Below are 17,627 nucleotides of genomic sequence, written 5' to 3' on the forward strand. Positions count from 1 at the left end.
CCAGGATCTGGTTCGATGCCGCCGCCCCCGGATACACCACCGTCGTCATCACCACCGGCTGCCACCCCGGCACCATCTACCAGGACTGGCCCACCGGAACCGAGAACATCCCCACCCACCTACGCGGTATCGGCAGACGACACCGCGACCACGAGACCTGGAGCCCCCAGGAGCCCACCAACCCCACACCCTCACCAGGCTGGACCACACCCACAACCTCAGCGAGAGGACGCGCGAGTGATCACGACGGGGAGCTGATGACGGCAGACTATTCACGGAGCGACGCAGACGATCCTGACTTCATGGCCTGTCAGTAGATGACGAAGAAGCCCTTCATGCGTGCCGGATGCCTGAGCCCGGCTCCGTCGCCCTAGGCAATACGATTGTGAGGCGATATTGATGAGTGGACGTGATGTCGGCCTGTTCGCCTTCGCTCGGGGCATCAGCAACTTCGGCGGTAACGGCGCACATGTGGCGCTGCTCGTGGTGCTAGCAGCCGAAGGCGGATCCTACGTCGGCTTCTACATGGGCGCAGTGGCTTTCGTGAGTGTGACCTTCGCCCCACTGAACGGATACCTGGCCGACAAGGCCAGCGCAAAGCACGTCCTCGTGACAAGCGACCTACTGTGCGCCGGGTGCTTCCTCGCGGCGGCACTGTCCCAGGGAGCGACGATATGGATCATCACCTTTGGCGTCCTATCGGCACTCTTTGAAGGGTCGTCCAACACCGCCGGAATCGCGGCGATCGGCCGACAGGATGACGAGCGAGTGAGCCAAGTGCTCGGCACCATCGAATCCGCACGAAATGTGGGGAACGTCATCGGGCCAGCGGCCTCAGCAGTATTGGTGTCCTCGTTCGGCGCCAGCTTTGCCTTTGCGGCGAACTCACTCACTTTTCTCGTATCGGCTTGCGCGATCTCATTGATTCACGGTTTCCCTGCGGCCGAGTCGGGGAACCACCAGAGCAGGTTTGGAGGCTTCGCCGAGGTACTCGGAAATACTGCACTGAGGAGACTCGTGGTCGCCTGGATCATCGTTGCCGCGGTCGCCTCGCTGCTCGTGGTCTCCGACCCGTTCAGAGCAGAAGAGATCTCCTCCACCGAGGACTTCTCCGGCCTGCTCGGGGTCGTGCTCAGCGCTCGTGCGCTCGGCGCACTGTCCGGATCGGCGCTGGTAGCCTCTCGTAGTAGTGCACGAGGCGGCGTCCTCACGGTTGTGGGCATCGCTATTATGTGCGCGGCGCTCGCAGGCATGGGGATGCTGGAAAATTCCGTCACCATCGTCATGTGCTCATTCATGTTCGGCTTCGGCGACTCATCCGCCTTCGTAGGACGAGTGACACTCACCAGCAGGCTCGTTGATCGTTCAGTACTGGGCAAAGCACAGGCGGGGTTCGATGCGTGCATCGGAGTCGTGCTCACCATTGCACCCCCCGCTGCAGCACTGATGGTCAGTGATCTCGGCCCAGCAGGAGCGCAGATCATATCAAGCGCTATGCTCCTGTCCGCCGCGCTACTGGTCCTCTTCGGCGTGCTGCGTCATGCGAGTCGCAAGACTTCCGCGCTGCGGAGCAGCACCCCATAGCAGCATGAGCCACCGGCGACGGCCATATGACCGACCAGGCGAGGAGCAAGACGGGGCATGACCCGCCAGAAGCCCCCCATGCCCAACAGTGATGAGAAGGATGAGAAGAGGGGCGGACCGACCGACGAGCTCCCTCTGATCGCGGTCGGCATCATCCTCATGATCCTCTTCCTCTCCTGCCCGGGCCTGACTCACCACCTTGCCCGCGAGACCTCCCCAGTCAACGAGAATATCGGCGGGAGCAGCAGTCCGGGTCCCGACCCCCAGATGCGCACCGCACCTCCCTGACCCGCCGACCAATGGCAGTGACCGCCGTCGGGCTGCAGCGCGACATGAGCACTGCAGCCCGACGACGGTCACCGAGAAGGCCCGGGCAGGGCCAGGCCCCGGCTCAGCCGAAGTACTGGTCCATGAGCTTGACCAGCTCGATGCCGTAGTGGCGCGAGGCCGCCCAGCCCCCGCCATGGGGGTTCTCCTGGATGCCGAGGTACTGGATGTAGGGGGCCGAGCCCTTGCGCACGTACTGGAAACGCGGGTCCACCACCGGGTTCGCCAGGGAGCCGGCGCTCACACCGGCCTCCGCATAGGCCCGCAGGTGCTGGGCCTGGGCCCGCAATCCCACGCGCACGCTGGGGAAGCGGTTGCCCGCCACCCCTCCCCCAGTGGCGCCCAGTCCGCCGAAGTTGAACTGGCCGACCTTGACATCCCCACCGAACTGGAGCCAGCCGGTCTCCTTGACCACCTGGGCGAAGAGCAGCTCGGGGCTGACTCCCTCGGCCACGGCCTCCTCATAGAGGATGGTGAAGAAGTCCTTGGCACTCGGAGCCCCACCGCTGCCCAGCGCCCTGGCAGGATAGGAGCGCCCCGAGGAGGAGTAGGCCGAGGTCATCGCCGAGATCACCTGCGCCTTGCCAGCGCTCGGTGAGGCCATGATCGAGCGCAGGGGCTGGGACTCCACGGCACGTCCGCCCCGGTAGAGGGTGTAGGTGCTCCCCTGGAGGCTCCACCCGTCCTTCACCTCCTTGGCCGCGGAGGCCTCGCCGGTCCACGCGCCGCTGCTGGCGAATCCGTGGGAGGCGCCGTCGATCTGCACCACGCCGGTGGCCATGGCGCCGCTGGAGGGATTGAGGTAGTACCAGGACCCACCGATCTTCTGCCAGCCGGTCGCCATCGCTCCACTGGAGCCCAGGTAGTACCACGAGCCGCCGGACTTCAACCACCCCGTGGCCATCGCCCCACTGGAGCCCAGGAAGTACCAGGACCCGCCGATCCTCTGCCACCCGGTGGCCATGGCACCGCTGGAGGGACTGAGGTAGTACCACGAGCCGCCCACCTTCTGCCAGCCGGTCGCCATCGCCCCACTGGAGCCCAGGTAGTACCACGAGCCACCGGACTTCAACCACCCCGTGGCCATCGCCCCACTGGAGCCCAGGAAATACCAGGACCCGCCGATCCTCTGCCACCCGGTGGCCATGGCACCGCTGGAGGGACTGAGGTAGTACCACGAGCCGCCCACCTTCTGCCAGCCGGTCGCCATCGCCCCACTGGAGCCCAAGTAGTACCACGAGCCGCCGGACTTCAACCACCCCGTGGCCATCGCCCCACTGGAGCCCAGGAAATACCAGGACCCGCCCACCTTGGCCCATCCGGTGGCCATCGCGCCATCCGAGCCCAGGTAGTACCACTCGCCCTTGTAGGACACCCAGCCGGTGGACTTGGTGCCGTTGGCGCCGTAGTGGTTCCACACGCCGCCGTTCTTGACCCAGCGGGATCCGTCATGAGTCTGGGACTGGGCGATGGAGCGGATCTCCCCCAGGCGGGAGTAGCCGACATTGCCGGGGCAGGCGGTGTAGCCCACGTCGCGGTGCCCCAGGATGCGGGGCAGGGTGACGGTGGCGCCCGCCGCGTACTTCTCGGTGGTCTTGATGGTGAAGGGAGCCGAGCCACGGGCGTCGCTCACGCCCGCGCGCCCCAGGAACCAGCCGGCCATCGTGCCCACGGCCTTGATCTGGGAGGCGGAGGGCACCACCGAGCTGTAGTCGCCCATCATCGACAGGCCCATGGTGCCGGTATTCGCCCCGCGGGCGTGCGCGCCCGCGGGCATCTTGCCGGCGGCGGCCCTGGTGGAGCCGTAGCGGCCCTCGAAGACCTGGCCGTACTTGTCGATGAGGAAGTTGTAGCCGATATCGCCCCAGTCCAGGGTGACGGCATGGTAGTGGTAGATGCCGCGGACGATGGAGGGGGACTGGGCGGCCGAGTAGTTATTGGTCCCCGCGGTGTGGTGGACCACCACGTGGGTGGCCGTGGCATAGGTGGGGCTCCAGGACATGTACGCGGGGTTGGCCCCCCACTGCTCGCGAGTGGTCACCGACACCGGCAGGCCATTGGCCGTGGCCGCCGCCAGGGCCGTGCCCACCCCCGGGGCGAGCCCCATCCCGCCAGTGGGCGAGGCCGAGCCGGGCACCGCGGGCGAGGCCGCGGACTGCTGGGGCGCCGGCGAGGCCGCGGACTGCTCGGGGGCCTCGGCAGCCCCGGGCGCCGTCGTCGGCTCAACGGGGGTGGCCGGAGGACCGGCGGGCTGGGCGCTCTGGGATGCCACCGCCGTGGGCTCCGCCTGGGAGGTGGCCAGCTGCGATGCCTCCAGGACCTCCTCGCCCTGCGGCTGGCCGGGCACGAGGGCGAGCTTGAGGTCGGCGGGCAGGGCCTCGGCGCTGCCGACGACGGAGGCCTGGACGGCCTCGGCCCCACCGGTGATGAACTCAGAGGTGCCGTTGAAGGTGCTCTCATCCGGGCCGCCGTCGACCATCTCGTTGAGGAACCACGGGGACCAGGCACCGCCCTCGCGCACCCGCAGGTAGATCTGGACGCCCTCGGCCAGGCCCTCCCCGCCGCTCCAGGTGAAGCCCGCGACGTAGAAGTCGTCGACCTCCAGGGGGTCGGTGAGCAGCACGGCGTCGGCCTCGGGGTCCACCCCGCTTCCCAGCTCGGCTGCCAGCAGGGAGGGCAGTCCCGGGCGCACGGCCATGCCCCCGGAGGTGCCGGCGGGAGCCTGGTCACCCCGGCCCTGCGGGGAGGAGGGGTCCTGCGCCTCGGGGGAGGCGGCATCGCCGGGCGAGTCGAGCCCTCCCTGGCCCAGTTCCGTACTGGCCCCCGAGGAGGTCGTCAGGGGCAGGATCTGGACGGGTGCGGGGTCCTGGGAGCTCGGCGGCTCGGCGATCGCCGCTGGCGGCGCTCCCACCAGGAGGAGGGGGATCGCCACCGCGACACCGAGGAAGCGTCGTGCCGACATAGGGTTCCTTTCGGCAGGGGACAGGAGTGATATGGAGAGGAAGCACCCCGGGAGCGCGCCTATCGCGCGCAGAGAGTGTCACGTGTGAACACTGGGGCGTAAGTGACACATTACCGAGAAGTTCCTGAATGCAACACCGCAACTGCCCCCGAATCTCCCCCGCAACCGTCAGCACCGCGCCCCCGGCCCCCGCCGGCCACCGCTTTCTCCCGGAATTCCGGACTTCTCCCGGAGGCGCTACAGAACCGTCACGATCCTGGGCCCATGATCACGGATCGATTCCCGCCGAAGCCGTCGGGCCCCGGGCGGGCCCGTCCGGGGCCCGACGGCGGTGCTGGCCCTGTGGCATGATGACGCCGTCTCACAGCGGCGCCCTCAGGCCGCGAACCCGTCAGTATCGGAGCAGTTTCCATGCACGTCCTCATCACCGGAGGCGCCGGCTTCATCGGCGCCAACTTCGTCCACCAGACCCTCAACCGCTTCCCCGACGCCGCCGTCACCGTCCTGGACAAACTCACCTACGCGGGCAACAAGGGCTCCCTGGCGGACCTCGGGGATCGTGCCACGCTGGTCGTGGGCGATATCGCCGACGCCGACACGGTCGACCCGCTGGTGGCCCAGGCCGACGTCGTCGTCCACTTCGCCGCCGAGTCCCACAACGACAACTCCCTGCGCGACCCCTCCCCCTTCATCCGCACCAACCTCGTGGGCACCTTCACCCTCCTGGAGGCGGTGCGCCGCCACGGGGTCCGCTTCCACCACATCTCCACCGACGAGGTCTACGGGGACCTGGAGCTGGACGACCCCGCGAAGTTCACGGCCACCACCCCCTACAACCCCTCCTCCCCCTACTCCGCCTCCAAGGCGGGCTCGGACCTGCTGGTGCGCGCCTGGGTGCGCTCCTTCGGGGTGGAGGCCACCATCTCCAACTGCTCGAACAACTACGGCCCCTACCAGCACATCGAGAAGTTCATCCCCCGCCAGATCACCAACCTCATCGACGGCGTGCGCCCCAAGCTCTACGGCGCCGGGCAGAACGTGCGCGACTGGATCCACGTGCTGGACCACAACGACGCCGTGTGGGACATCATCGAGAAGGGCCGGATCGGGGAGACCTACCTCATCGGCGCCGAGGGGGAGAAGAGCAACAAGGAGGTCGTCGAGCTCATCTGCGAGCTCATGGGCCGCGAGCCCGACGACTACGAGCACGTGGCCGACCGGCCCGGCCACGACCTGCGCTACGCCATCGACAACTCCAAGCTGGTCCAGGAGCTGGGCTGGCAGCCCCGGTACACCGATTTCCGCTCGGGCCTGGAGGCCACCATCGCCTGGTACCGCGACAACGAGGACTGGTGGCGGCCGCTCAAGGCCGAGGTCGAGGCCAAGTACGCCGCCCAGGGCCAGTAGCCCGGCACCGCCCCTGCTCTCAGGAGCCGTCCCGCTGCTGGTCCAGCAGTCCCTCCTGTGCCGCCTGTGCCAGCGGGTCGCAGGCGGTGATGCGCCAGATGGCCGCCCGCCCATTGGTGGCCAGGAGGGTGAAGCCCTGTGAGGTGTCGACCTCGAGGTAGCCGGGGAACTCCCCCCCGATCTCCCGAGGGTCGGCGGTGCGGTCCTCGTAGTACAGGGGCGTGCCCCCGATGTCGTTGATGATGGCGCAGACCTTCGGGTCGGTGCGGAGCTCATCGAAGGCCCTGCCCACGTAGCGCTTGTCCAGGCGGTCGCCGCCGACGCTGTCGATGCGGTGGAAGGACTCGATGTCGGTGAGCACGGGCAGCAGCCCGGCCCCGGAGGCCGGGTAGCCGTAGACCACCGCGTCGTCGGGCAGGTGCTGCTCCAGGTAGGCCATGAACCGCTCCTCCCCCGGGTCCAACCAGGGGGAGTGGATCATGTGGTCCACATCGTAGGCCCGACGCGCCCACAGGGAGTCGTCCTCCAGGGAGCCGTGGCCGATGGCGCCCACCGCGAGCGCGAGCACCAGGAGCCCTCCCACCGCCGCCGGGCGGCTGGCACCGGCCCTCCCGCCGGCACGGCCCCCTCGGCGGCGGAGCGCATCCAGGCACCAGGTCGCCAGGCGGCCCAGGGCGTAGGCGGCCAGGACCCCGGCCAGGACGGCCAGAACGGCTCGGAAGCGGGCCTCATCGCGCCACCAGCCACCCACGTAGGCGCGCCACCAGCCCTCGGGCAGCACGGCGATGAGGTCGAGGATGAGGATGACGGCCCAGCAGATGACGAAGGTCCACCGGCGCCCGGCGATGAGCAGGACCAGGCCGGCCAGGGAGGCCAGCGCCAGGACGAGGTGGTGCCAGACGGTGCCGAGCTCGGCGAAGGGCGCCAGGGTCAGGGCGTTGAGCAGGGCCCGGCCCGCGGGCACCTCGGCGCGGTAGTAGGTGCCCATGAACCGAAGGGTCGGCGAGGAGCCCATGCCCCACAGGAGCAGCAGGCCGCAGATCGCCGGCAGGGGCGAGGCCAGACGCGCCCGGAGTCCCAGACTCCTCCAGTGGGCCAGCAGCCGGGCGCTCCACACCACTGCCAGGACGGCGCCGACCACCATGAGGATCTGCCCGGCACCGGCGTGGGCGATCCCGGCACCGGCCATGGCGGCCACGGCCGCGCACAGCGCGCCCAGCCGGGCCTTGTCTCCGGACCACTCCAGGATCGCGGCCAGGGCGAAGGGGATGAGTGCCACCGACAGGGCCGTGGGGGTCTGGCCGTGGAAGTAGAGCATGAGGCCGGGGAACCACATGGTCACGGTGGCCGCGAAGGGGGCCAGGGTCATGGCCGCCCCACCACCGCCCAGGGCCCGCACCAGGAGGATGCACCCCAGAGGGGTCAGGAGGGCGACCACCGTGAGCAGCACGGTGTTGAAGGCCACGGTGGCGGGAACCCCGGGGAGGATGGCCGCCACCGCATGCCACAGATTGGGGTAGTAGCCCCCGCCGTTGACGGCATCGGCCGAGGTCAGCAGGGAGGCGTTGCCGCTGTCCTCGATCTGGGCGATGAGGTTGAGGTGGAACATCGCGTCGTGGTTCTGGAGGATCGCCGTGGGGCGGCCCATGACCTGGATCAGGACGACCATCTGGGGCACGGCCACGGCCAGCACGCCGATGAGCGCGGGCCAGTACTCGCGGGCCCGGGCGGCCAGGGGGCCGGCCACGGCCCGGAGCGGGGCGGAGGCGGGAGCCGGCTCCGGCTCCTCGGCTGGACTGGGATTCTCGACCGGACCGGGATCCTCGGCAGGACCGGGATCCTCAGCAGTATCCGGCTCCTCGGTGCTCCCCTCCTCGTCAGCCTCCTCACCGGTGGAGTCATCATCGTGCGTCACGCTGCCGATGACGAAGCGAAGGACATGGCCACGAGCATCCGCAAGGCCATCGGCCGCCTCCGGAACGCCGGCCCCCTCAGAGTCGTCCCGCTCCTCCGGGCCGGCCGCCTCCTGCACGTGGTCAGCGCGCTCACCCTCATCGGCGTCGTCGTCATCCTTGAGGAGTCCGGGCTCCTCGGCATCATCAGACCCCTGCGGGTCCCCGCCCCCGTCGAGGCCGTCGTCACCGGTCGTCCCCTCGCTGCTGCCGCGCTCCTGCGCGCCGGCCTCGCGCCCGGCGCCGCGCCTCCTCCACCGGAGCGCGACGGGGACGGCGCTGAGCGCGCAGATCGCCAGGAGCAGTGCCGCTGCGGTGCCCAGCGTCCACCGCATGCCCAGCAATGGCAGGACGATGGTGGCCGCGGTGATCGTCGTGATGCTCAGCCCGGGACCCCCGGCCAGGGCGGCGGATCCGCTGGCGCCCAGGGCGCGCAGGAGCAGTGCGCCCGGCAGCACGATTGCCAGGAAGAGCAGACTCGCGAGAGCTATGGCGACTGTCCACTCGATCACGATTGAAAGGCTATCCCATGGCTCTTCTCATCCCGTGACGCGCGCCCCGGGAGACCTATTCGTGATGTTCAGTGCCACCACTCCTCGCAATAGCCCGGCCCTCATAGCCCCCTCATCCACCGTCTCAGCGAATGCCGGGGCCGACAGACAGCCGCCTCTCCCGCGGTGCCGCTCCTCGGGAGCCGGGAATGCGGGCCCGAGGCACAGGGGCCCTTCTCATCACAGCTGCCGATTCAGGGCCGTGCCGGCGGAGATCACCAGCCCCGGGTGTTGCACATCTTCAAGAATAGACCGCCCGGTCGATCCGCATGATTCCGCGGTTCGCCCGGCCGGAGGCCGGTCTGCAGGGGCTGAAGATGTGCAGCGGCGCCCTCGTTGCACATCTTCAGCCCCGCCCGGATTCGGCCTCCACCGGAATCCTGCGGAAAAGCGGGGGCCTGCTGGCGGATCGGGGCATGAAGATGTGCAACGAGGAGGGGACTGGCGCAGCCCGCGACGAGGGATACTGCCCCTACTGGCAGGCGGTGATGCGCCACAGGGCGTAGTGCCCCTCGCGGTGCACCAGCTCCAGCCCGTCGGAGGGCAGCACGGTCAGGGCGCCGTCCCAGCGCAGAGGAGGCTGGCCGGCGCGGGACCCCCCGGCATCCGGGGAGGAGTCGGTGTAGAGGTACTCGGCCCCCAGCTCCTCCAGCAGTGGGCAGGCCTGCGCCAGTCCCCCGCCGTCCTGGGCAACCACCCCGGGCCATGCCGCGATGAGCCGGTCCTGCGCGCTGTCGGGCATCGGGGCGGATCGCACCGGGTAGACCACGCGGATGCCCTCGACGGCCCACAGGTGGGAGGCGCCGCGCGAGGGTGCCCCCAGGACCACGGCGTCCTGGGGCAGCATGCCGGCAGCCCGCTGGAAGAAGCCGAACTCCTCTCGGGCCACCAGGGTGCCGTAGCGCACCTGATCGGGGTCGTGGACGCTGGCCACCAGGTCCCGCTGCAGCGGCAGGCGCCCCACCACCAGGAGCAGGGCGATGAGCCCCGCGGCCAGAGCCCGCCGAGGGGCGGTCGGCAGGGGCACTGACCGCCACGGCCCGCTCTGCCGCAGCACGGCCTGCCCTGCCGCGTCCTGCTGCGGCTCGCGGCGCCCTCCCGCGCCCCGGCGCTCCAGCAGCCCGGCCCAGGCCAGGCAGATGAGCGCCAGGGCCGGCACCAGCACCAGGGACGCCAGGCGCGCCTTCTGCAGGTACCAGGGCGATCCGAGCTGGCGGCCCCACCAGGAGGGGCCGCCCACGCTGATGAGCAGGAGGAGCGAGATGCCCCACATGGCGCCCCAGGCCCTTAGGCGGGGATGGGCCCGGACCGCCCAGGCCCCTACCAGGGTGAGCCCGGCCATGAGGATGCCCAGCAGGGCGAAGGGGCTCCACACCCGCCCGTACATGGGCAGGTCGGCGAGGGCCTGCCCGGCGGTCGAGGCCAGGCCCGCCCAACCGCCGTCGTCGCGCTGGTAGCCCATGACGGAGGCCAGGGGGCGGCGCAGCGCCCACAGGGCGCCGGCCGTCACCACCAGGGCCAGGACCAGCCCCGCTGAGCGCAGCCGCACCGACCAGCATCCCACCGCCCGCCACAGCCGGGGGATCCAGGCCGCGCCCAGGACCAGGAGGTTGAAGGCGCCCGTGCCGTGAGAGGCCACCGTGCCGCCCACGGCCAGGGCCAGGAGGAGGGCCGTGGCACCGGGCCCGGGCAGGAGGGCCGGCACCGCCGGGGGCCCGTCGACGGCATCGGCCGCATCCGCATCGGCTGGTCCCGCCGACGCCGGCGGGCCGTCCTGCGGCACGGCGCCCGCACCGGGGGCCCTCCCGCCATCCGGCGCGGGGGTCAGCAGGAGGTGGGCCAGGAGCAGGCACCCGGGCAGTGCGGTGACGCTCAGGGCGTAGGGCCACACGGTCAGCGCGGTGGTCAGCACGGTGAAGGCCGCGGCGCTCCCGCCCACCAGGACGCTCAGGGCCACCGCCCACACTCCGGCGCGCGGGCCGGCGGGAAGATCGGGGCGCAGCCCCAGGAGCATCCCGGCCAGCGAGGCCGGCCAGACCAGGCCGCCCAGGCCCAGCAGGGCGCCGTTGGTGGCCACCGGGATGCTCCCGGGCAGGAGCGCCACCAGGGCGTGCCACACACTGGGGTAGTACAGGGCCGCCCCCTGGTAGAGGGTGCGCAGGCCGCCCAGGAGCGAGGCGTCGCCCTCCTCCCGGATGGCGGCGACGGCGCTGAGGTGGAAGGTGGCGTCGAAGGCCTGCGCCGGCCACCGGTCGTGGACCGCGCCCCACAGGTAGGAGCACAGGCAGGCCGCGGCGCACAGGAGGACCGCGCCGATGACCGGCAGCCTCTCGCGCGCCCCGCTCCCCGCCCGGGCCAGGACCACCCGGCGGGCACCCGCCAGGGTGCCGCCCGGGCCCTGGGGCGCTCCCCCGGCCCCGTCCCGGGAGGCGGCCCGGGACCGCCGGGTGAGGGCCGGCACCAGGCAGAGGAGCGCTGCCAGCAGGGTCAGCAGCGCGAGGGCCGGCAGGGCCGCCACCGTCCAGGGCAGGCCGAGCAGTGGCAGGACCATGGAGGCCACGGCCACCAGCAGCGCGGTGATGCCCGGGGACGCCGCCAGGGCACCCCAGCCCCGCAGGCCGGCGGCCCTCGCCACGAGGCCCCCCGGGATCCACACCAGTAGGGCGAAGAGCGCGGCCGCCAGGAGGAGGGTCACGCCTCCTCAGCCCCTCGGGGGCTGCTGCGCCGGGGCATCGGGCGGCCCATGGCCTACTGCCCCCCGCCGATGGTCAGGCGCGGCACCCCGCTCCAGGCGGCGGGGTCGGTGGCGCGGCGCCCGTCGAGCAGCAGGCGCAGGCCGGGCAGGTCGGCGGGGGACAGCTCGCGGTACTCGGCGTGGTCGGCCTGGACGATGGCCACATCGGCCTGCTCGCCCAGGTGGTAGGGGGTCCAGCCGAAGGAGGACAGCTCCTCGTCGGTGTACATGGGGTCGTGGACACTGACCCTGGCCCCGGCGGCCTCCAGGGCCTCCACGGCGGGGAAGACGCCGGAGAAGGCCGTCTCCTTGACCCCGCCCCGGTAGGAGGCGCCCAGGACCACCACGCGCAGGCCCTCCAGGGAGCCGAGGACCTCCTGGGCCCGGCCCACGACGTAGCCGGGCATGGTGGCGTTGAAGGCGCGGGCGGTGCGCACCACCGAGGCCTCGGGGTCGGTGGACAGGTACAGGCGCGGGTAGACGGGGATGCAGTGGCCGCCCACGGCGATGCCGGGCCGGTGGATGTGGGAGTAGGGCTGGGAGTTGCAGGCCTCGATGACGCGCTCGACGTCGAAGCCGGCCTTGTCGGCGTAGACGGCGAACTGGTTGGCCAGCCCGATGTTGACGTCCCGGTAGGTGGTCTCGGCGAGCTTGGCCATCTCCGCGGCCTCAGCGGTGCCCATGTCCCACACGCCGTTGGGGCGGGGCAGGTCCTCGCGCTCATCGAAGTCCAGGACCTGCTCGTAGAACTCGATGCCGGCCCGGGTCCCGGCCTCGCTCAGGCCCCCCACGAGCTTGGGGTAGCGGCGCAGATCGGCGAAGACCCGGCCGGTGAGCACGCGCTCGGGGCTGAAGACCAGGTGGAAGTCCTTGCCCTCCTGCAGGCCCGAGATCTCCTCGATCATGGGCTTCCAGCGGCCCCTGAGGGTGCCCACGGGCAGGGTCGTCTCATAGGAGATGAGGGTGCCGGGGCTCAGGTGCTCGGCCAGGGAGGCGGTGGCAGCGTCCATCCAGGCGAAGTCGGGCTCCCAGGTGGCGTCGTCGACGAACAGCGGGACCACCAGCACGATCGCCTCGGCGCCGGGGATGGCCCGGGAGTAGTCGGTGGTGGCGCGCAGGGAGCCGTTGCCGGTGGTGGGGTTCAGGGCGGCCAGCTTCTCCGCCAGGTGGGCCTCCCCGGGGAAGGGCTCGATCCCGGCGTTGACGGCCTCGACGGTGGCCGGGTTGACATCCACCCCGATGACCTCGTGGCCCTTCTCGGCGTACTGGACGGCCAGGGGGAGCCCGATCTTGCCCAGGGCGACGACGGCGATACGCATGCTTGTCCCTTCTTCGGCCCCGCCCGGCGCTGCGCCGAGGGGGAATGAGGTTCCTTGGGGTCCTGTCTGTGCGCCCACCGGGCACCGGCCCAGGATAATGCAGGGGCGGGGCCGCTCAGCCGGGCGGGCGCATGCCTCAGCCCATGTGGCACATATCGATACGGTAGACGGCGGCCTGGCCGCCACGGTCGACCAGGGTGAAGCCCTGGGCCACGCCCACCCCGTACAGGCCGGGGCGGAGTATCGGGGTGGGGACGCCGTTGAAGGGCTGGGAGACGTCCCGGTAGAAGTGGGTGATGCCGTGCTTGCGCACGATCTCGCACACCCGGGGGTCGCGGTGGATGTCGCGGAAGTGGTAGCGCAGATAGAGCCCGTCGGCGTCGGAGTCGGCCTGGCCGGCGAACATCCACACGCTGCGCCGCCCGGAGGTGAAGGGCAGCATGGCGGTGCCCGCCACGGGGTCCCCCACGACCAGGGCGTCGGGCGGCAGCTCGCTGCTCAGGCGCTCGATCATCGCCAGCTCGGCGGAGGAGACGACCATGCGGGTGTGCCCCAGGCGGGGGGCGAAGGCCCCGGCGACGTCGAGGCGCAGCGCCGGCAGGCTCCCCACCGTCCCGGCCACCAGGACGAGGAGGGCCGCCACCGCGGGGGCCCAGCGCCTCATCGGCCCCCCGGGGGATCGGACCGGGGCCGTGGGTCCGGGGGCGCCGGCCGCCTGCCCCGGGCCCTCGCGGGACGCCGTCGGGGCACCGGCCGCTGCGGCCCGGCCGCGCCACCAGCGCCACGCCTCCTCCAGCCAGGGGCCCAGGGCCGCCATGGCGATGACGGCGAGCAGGATCGCGGGCACGGCCGTCATGGCCTTGAGCCGGTGCGGGTTGTTGTAGAAGGTGCCGGTCAGGGAGGACAGGATCGGCACCGGGGCCGTGGCCGCCAGGGTCAGGGGCAGGCAGGCCACCCAGGCCACGGCCACCCCCCGGTGGCGGTGGCGGGCGTAGGACACCGCCACGCCCAGGAAGCACAGGAGCGCCAGGGTGATGTAGACGGTCTTGGTCATCCATCCCCCGCCCCCGTAGAACAGCAGCACCGGGATGGCCAGCTTGATGATGGGGTTGTCCCAGTTGCGGTCGGGGCTGCGGCTGAAGTGCTCCTGCTGGGGCCCGGGCGCCAGGACGAAGATGATGCCGGCCACCACCACCATGGCGGCCAGGCCCAGCAGCAGCATCCCCCGGCGCCGCCGTCGGGCCTCGCCCGAGCGCAGGTGGCGGGCGCCGGCCAGCAGGATGCCCGTCCAGGCGACGACGGCCAGGGGCCAGCCGATGATGACGCTGGCCGAGGGGTGGGCCAGGATGACGCCCAGCAGGCCCGCCATGGGGGCCAGGAGGACCAGGGGGGTGCGGCGCCGCCGCCCCATGGCCCACAGCCACATGCAGCGCCGCCAGGCCGCGACCATCCAGGCCACGACGGCGGGGCTGGCGGCCAGGGCCAGGCAGTAGGGCCAGACCGCGGTGTCCATGAGCAGGCGCATGGGGAAGATGGGGGTCAGGCCCGCGGCCCCCAGGGTCAGGAGCACTGATCCGCGGATCTCGGGCAGGATGACGCGGGCGAGGTAGACCATCCCCACCAGCCACACCAGGGGCACCACCAGGAGCATGGCATTGGTGACGGGGACCACCTGGGTCCAGCCCACGGCCACGATGGTGATGATCTCGTGCCAGACCATCGGGTAGAAGCTGTACTTGCCGTCCAGGCCGAACATGCCGGCATTGCCGTCGAGCATGGAGGCGTTGCCGGTGTGCTCGATGAGCCAGGCCTGGTTGTAGTGGTAGATCGAGTCGGCCGACTGGATGGGGATGCCCGGCCCCGTGCCCGGGAGCACCGGCAGGGTCATGATCACCCAGGCGGCCGCGATGGCCCCCCACACCAGGGCGGGCGAGCCCAGGGTGGCACGGGCATCGGCCATGGGCGGCTCGCCCGGCGCGCCCGAGCTGCTGGTGGCCCCGGGGGCGGCCTCGGGCGCGGGGGCCAGCCAGGTGCGCAGGCCCGGGGCCTCCCCGCGCAGGCGCAGCCACCCCCAGCGGGTGGCGGCCACGGCCAGGGCGCACACGATGGTGCAGGCGATGACGGTGGGGGCGTGCCAGCGCACCCCCAGGAGGCGGAAGAGCAGGCCGCCGACCCCCATGAGCAGGAAGGTCATGGCGGGGGCGCAGGCGATCGCGGCCAGCCGGTAGCGCGCTCCCCCGGCCATCAGGATGAGCCATCCGGGGGCGAAGGTGGTCAGGACGAGCAGGCCCAGGATGGGCAGGGCCGTGATCCAGGGGCTCACCCGCGCACCACCTCCCGCAGCCGGCGGGCCACGGACTCCCCGGTGGCCTCCAGGGAGCGGTGGGCCCGGACCCAGGCGTGCAGGCGCTCGGCCCGGTCCCGGCGCCCCTGGCCGCCGTCCGCCTCACAGGCGGCGTCCTGGTCCAGGGCCAGGCTCAGGGCGCGGGCGACGTCGTCGGGCTCATAGGCGGCCGCCCAGCCCAGGGAGGCGTCCTCCAGGTCGGCGCGCACCGGGCCGACCCCGGCGTAGACCACGGGGGTGCCGCAGGCCAGGGCCGCCAGGACCTTGGTGGGGTAGGCGAAGTCGTAGCCCTGGCCGGGGCGGATGGAGACCAGGGCGGCGGCGGCCCCGCGCTGCCAGCGGGCGGCGTCCTGGGGGGCCATGAGGTCGTGCATGACGACGGCGGGGGCGCCGTCGGGGCCGGGGGGCAGGGCGGCGGCGGCCCGGGCGATGGCCTCCCAGTCCGAGCCCTGCCCGATGAACAGGGCCTGCGCACCGGGGTGGGTGCGGCGCGCCCGGGCCAGGGCCTGGACGAAGATGCCGGCCCCCTGCCATTCCGAGGCGGTCCCGGCGTAGACCAGGTAGGGGCCGGTGATGCCCAGGGCCTCGCGCTCGGCCAGCGAGGGCGTGGGGCCGGTGGGCTCGAACAGGGAGGTGTCGATCCCGTTGGGGATGACCACGACCCTGCGGGCCCCCAGGGCGCGCACCCGCTCGGCGACCTCCTCGTTGACGGCGATGACGGCTCGGGCTCCCCGCACGGCGCAGGCCTCGGCGCTGCGCACGGCGCGCGCCACGATGCCGGGGGCGCCGGTGGAGGCCACGGCCTCGGACCACACGTCCGGGGCGTACCAGACGTAGGGGGTGCGCCGCAGGGCGCAGATGGTGCGGGCCACCACCCCGGTGGTGGGCGGGGGCTCGACCAGGACCACATCGGGGCGCGGGGCCAGCCCTAGGCGCAGCAGGAGCGGGACGTCGAAGGACAGGTAGGGCAGGTAGCCGCGCAGGTAGCCCGACTCGTCGCGCAGGGCGGGCCAGCGCGAGACCGACACCCCCGGGGGGTCCTGGACCTGGGGCGCCGGGGCGCCGTCGCGGCCGGGGACCGTGGTGGTCAGGACGCGCACGGGCACGCCGTGGCGGGCCAGGGCCCGCTCGACGCCGTCGAGGCGGAAGGAGGCGGCTGCGGCCTCGGGCAGGTGGATGCGGGTGGCCAGGAGCGCCCCTCCACGTCGGAACCTGGTCATGGCGTCCTCTCAGTCATGTCGGTCATGGGATCCTGCCGGGGCGGGGCCGCTGAGGACCTCGGCGACCGTGCGGGCCCGGGCCTGCCAGGTCTGGGTGGGCAGGACTCGGCGCATCCGCTCGCGCACGGCGGCCAGCTCCTGGGGGGCGCCGGCCAGGCGGCGCAGGAGGGCGGCCAGGGCCGCCGGGTCGTGGTCGAGTGTCCAGCCGATCCCCATCTGCTCGACCAGGCGGCCGGTCTGGGTGCCGCGCACGGCGATGACGGGCAGCTCGTGGGCCAGGTACTCGTAGAGCTTGTAGGGCACCGCGAAGTCCCAGTAGGGGTTGGGCTCGGTGAAGAGCACCCCCAGGGCGGCGCGGGCGTAGAGGGGCTCCAGCTCGGCCCCGGAGCGGTGGAGGACCTCGTGGCGCCCGGGGGGCAGGAGGGGGGCGTAGTGGTCGCGCGACTCCTCCCAGGTCTCCTGGCGCACGCACAGGGTCAGGCGGGTCCCCTCCACCTGGCGCACCGCCTCCAGGCAGGCGTCGAGCCGGTAGTTGTCCTGCAGGACGCCCACGAAGAGAAGCTCCAGGCCCTCCCCCGAGGGGCGCGAGACGCTGGTGGCCTGCGGCGCCCCGGGTGGCAGGGCGCTCATGCGCTGGACGGGGAAGAGGGGGACGTGGCGGGCCATGGCCTGGCTGGGCAGGAAGAGGTGGGCCCCGGCGGCGCGCAGGCCGAGCAGCTCGCCGCGGTAGGCGGCCTGGAGCCCGGCCTCCAGCACGGGGTGGATGCCCTCGCGGAATCGGGGGAAGCGCCAGTACACGTCCCGGTAGAAGACCCCGGTCCCGGCCCCGCGGGAGCGGCAGTGGGCCAGGAAGGCGGTGTCGAGCAGGGGGTGGGGCGGCAGGTGGCGCGGCTCGGTCAGGGCGCTGGGGATGGTGGCGTTCTCGGAGTAGACGAAGGCGGGGATCCGCCCCTGGCGCATGGCCTGGCGCACCCGCCCCATGGCCCGGCGCCGCTGGGCCGCGTAGCCGGTGACCTCCATGACCTCGTAGCCCAGTTCCGCGAAGGCGCGGCGCATGGCCAGGGGGCGCAGCATCGAGGCGGCCACCCGGTCCGGCTGGAGCGGGAAGGGGGCGTGGAAGACCATGAGTCCGCGCTGCGCGACGTGCTGGCTCACGCCGTCACCTCCATTGACTGCATAGATGTCTGGCTTTGTGGGTAGTGAATGGGCATCGGCATGGGCATCGAG

General features: G+C 72.0%; 10 protein-coding genes and 1 pseudogene. 4 read left to right on the plus strand and 7 right to left on the minus strand.

What is annotated here, in order from left to right; genetic code table 11:
* The 3 genes and pseudogenes from J5X07_RS09665 to J5X07_RS09675 all read left to right on the plus strand — a co-directional run.
* Window positions 1–317: pseudogene (locus J5X07_RS09665) on the plus strand (hypothetical protein); the annotation flags it as partial.
* 82 nt (window positions 318–399) lie between these two features.
* Window positions 400–1,584, plus strand: coding sequence for an MFS transporter (locus tag J5X07_RS09670; RefSeq protein WP_208479664.1), 1,185 nt, complete (start codon window positions 400–402; stop codon window positions 1,582–1,584).
* Window positions 1,585–1,641: 57 nt separating this feature from the next.
* Entirely contained in the window at window positions 1,642–1,872 is a 231-nt protein-coding gene (locus tag J5X07_RS09675) for a hypothetical protein (RefSeq protein ID WP_208479665.1), read from the plus strand.
* Window positions 1,873–1,975: 103 nt separating this feature from the next.
* Here the strand turns inward: J5X07_RS09675 and J5X07_RS13300 are convergent, their stop codons facing one another.
* Complete coding sequence (locus tag J5X07_RS13300) at window positions 1,976–4,873, minus strand: N-acetylmuramoyl-L-alanine amidase (RefSeq protein WP_208479666.1); 2,898 nt, start codon at window positions 4,871–4,873, stop codon at window positions 1,976–1,978.
* 411 nt (window positions 4,874–5,284) lie between these two features.
* Between J5X07_RS13300 and rfbB the strand changes: the two genes are divergently transcribed.
* Window positions 5,285–6,280 (plus strand): dTDP-glucose 4,6-dehydratase, encoded by a 996-nt coding sequence (rfbB, locus tag J5X07_RS09685; RefSeq protein WP_124934150.1) that lies wholly within the window; start codon window positions 5,285–5,287, stop codon window positions 6,278–6,280.
* A gap of 19 nt (window positions 6,281–6,299) precedes the next feature.
* Here the strand turns inward: rfbB and J5X07_RS09690 are convergent, their stop codons facing one another.
* From J5X07_RS09690 to J5X07_RS09715, 6 genes are all read right to left on the minus strand, one after another.
* A complete protein-coding gene (locus tag J5X07_RS09690; protein WP_124934151.1) occupies window positions 6,300–8,744 on the minus strand; it encodes a DUF6541 family protein in 2,445 nt (814 codons plus the stop codon).
* Between the two features lie 511 nt (window positions 8,745–9,255).
* Entirely contained in the window at window positions 9,256–11,478 is a 2,223-nt protein-coding gene (locus tag J5X07_RS09695; RefSeq protein WP_208479667.1) for a DUF6541 family protein, read from the minus strand.
* A 53-nt stretch (window positions 11,479–11,531) separates the two neighbouring features.
* Entirely contained in the window at window positions 11,532–12,836 is a 1,305-nt protein-coding gene (locus J5X07_RS09700; RefSeq protein ID WP_208479668.1) for a nucleotide sugar dehydrogenase, read from the minus strand.
* A gap of 136 nt (window positions 12,837–12,972) precedes the next feature.
* Entirely contained in the window at window positions 12,973–15,159 is a 2,187-nt protein-coding gene (locus J5X07_RS09705; RefSeq protein ID WP_208479669.1) for a DUF6541 family protein, read from the minus strand.
* A complete protein-coding gene (locus J5X07_RS09710; RefSeq protein ID WP_208479670.1) occupies window positions 15,156–16,400 on the minus strand; it encodes a glycosyltransferase family 4 protein in 1,245 nt (414 codons plus the stop codon). Before J5X07_RS09710 ends, J5X07_RS09705 begins: the two co-directional genes overlap by 4 nt.
* 9 nt (window positions 16,401–16,409) lie before the next feature.
* Complete coding sequence (locus J5X07_RS09715; RefSeq protein ID WP_341769448.1) at window positions 16,410–17,555, minus strand: glycosyltransferase; 1,146 nt, start codon at window positions 17,553–17,555, stop codon at window positions 16,410–16,412.
* Window positions 17,556–17,627 lie beyond the last annotated feature (72 nt).

The organism is Actinomyces bowdenii (genome assembly GCF_017592395.1).
GTDB lineage: Bacteria > Actinomycetota > Actinomycetes > Actinomycetales > Actinomycetaceae > Actinomyces > Actinomyces bowdenii.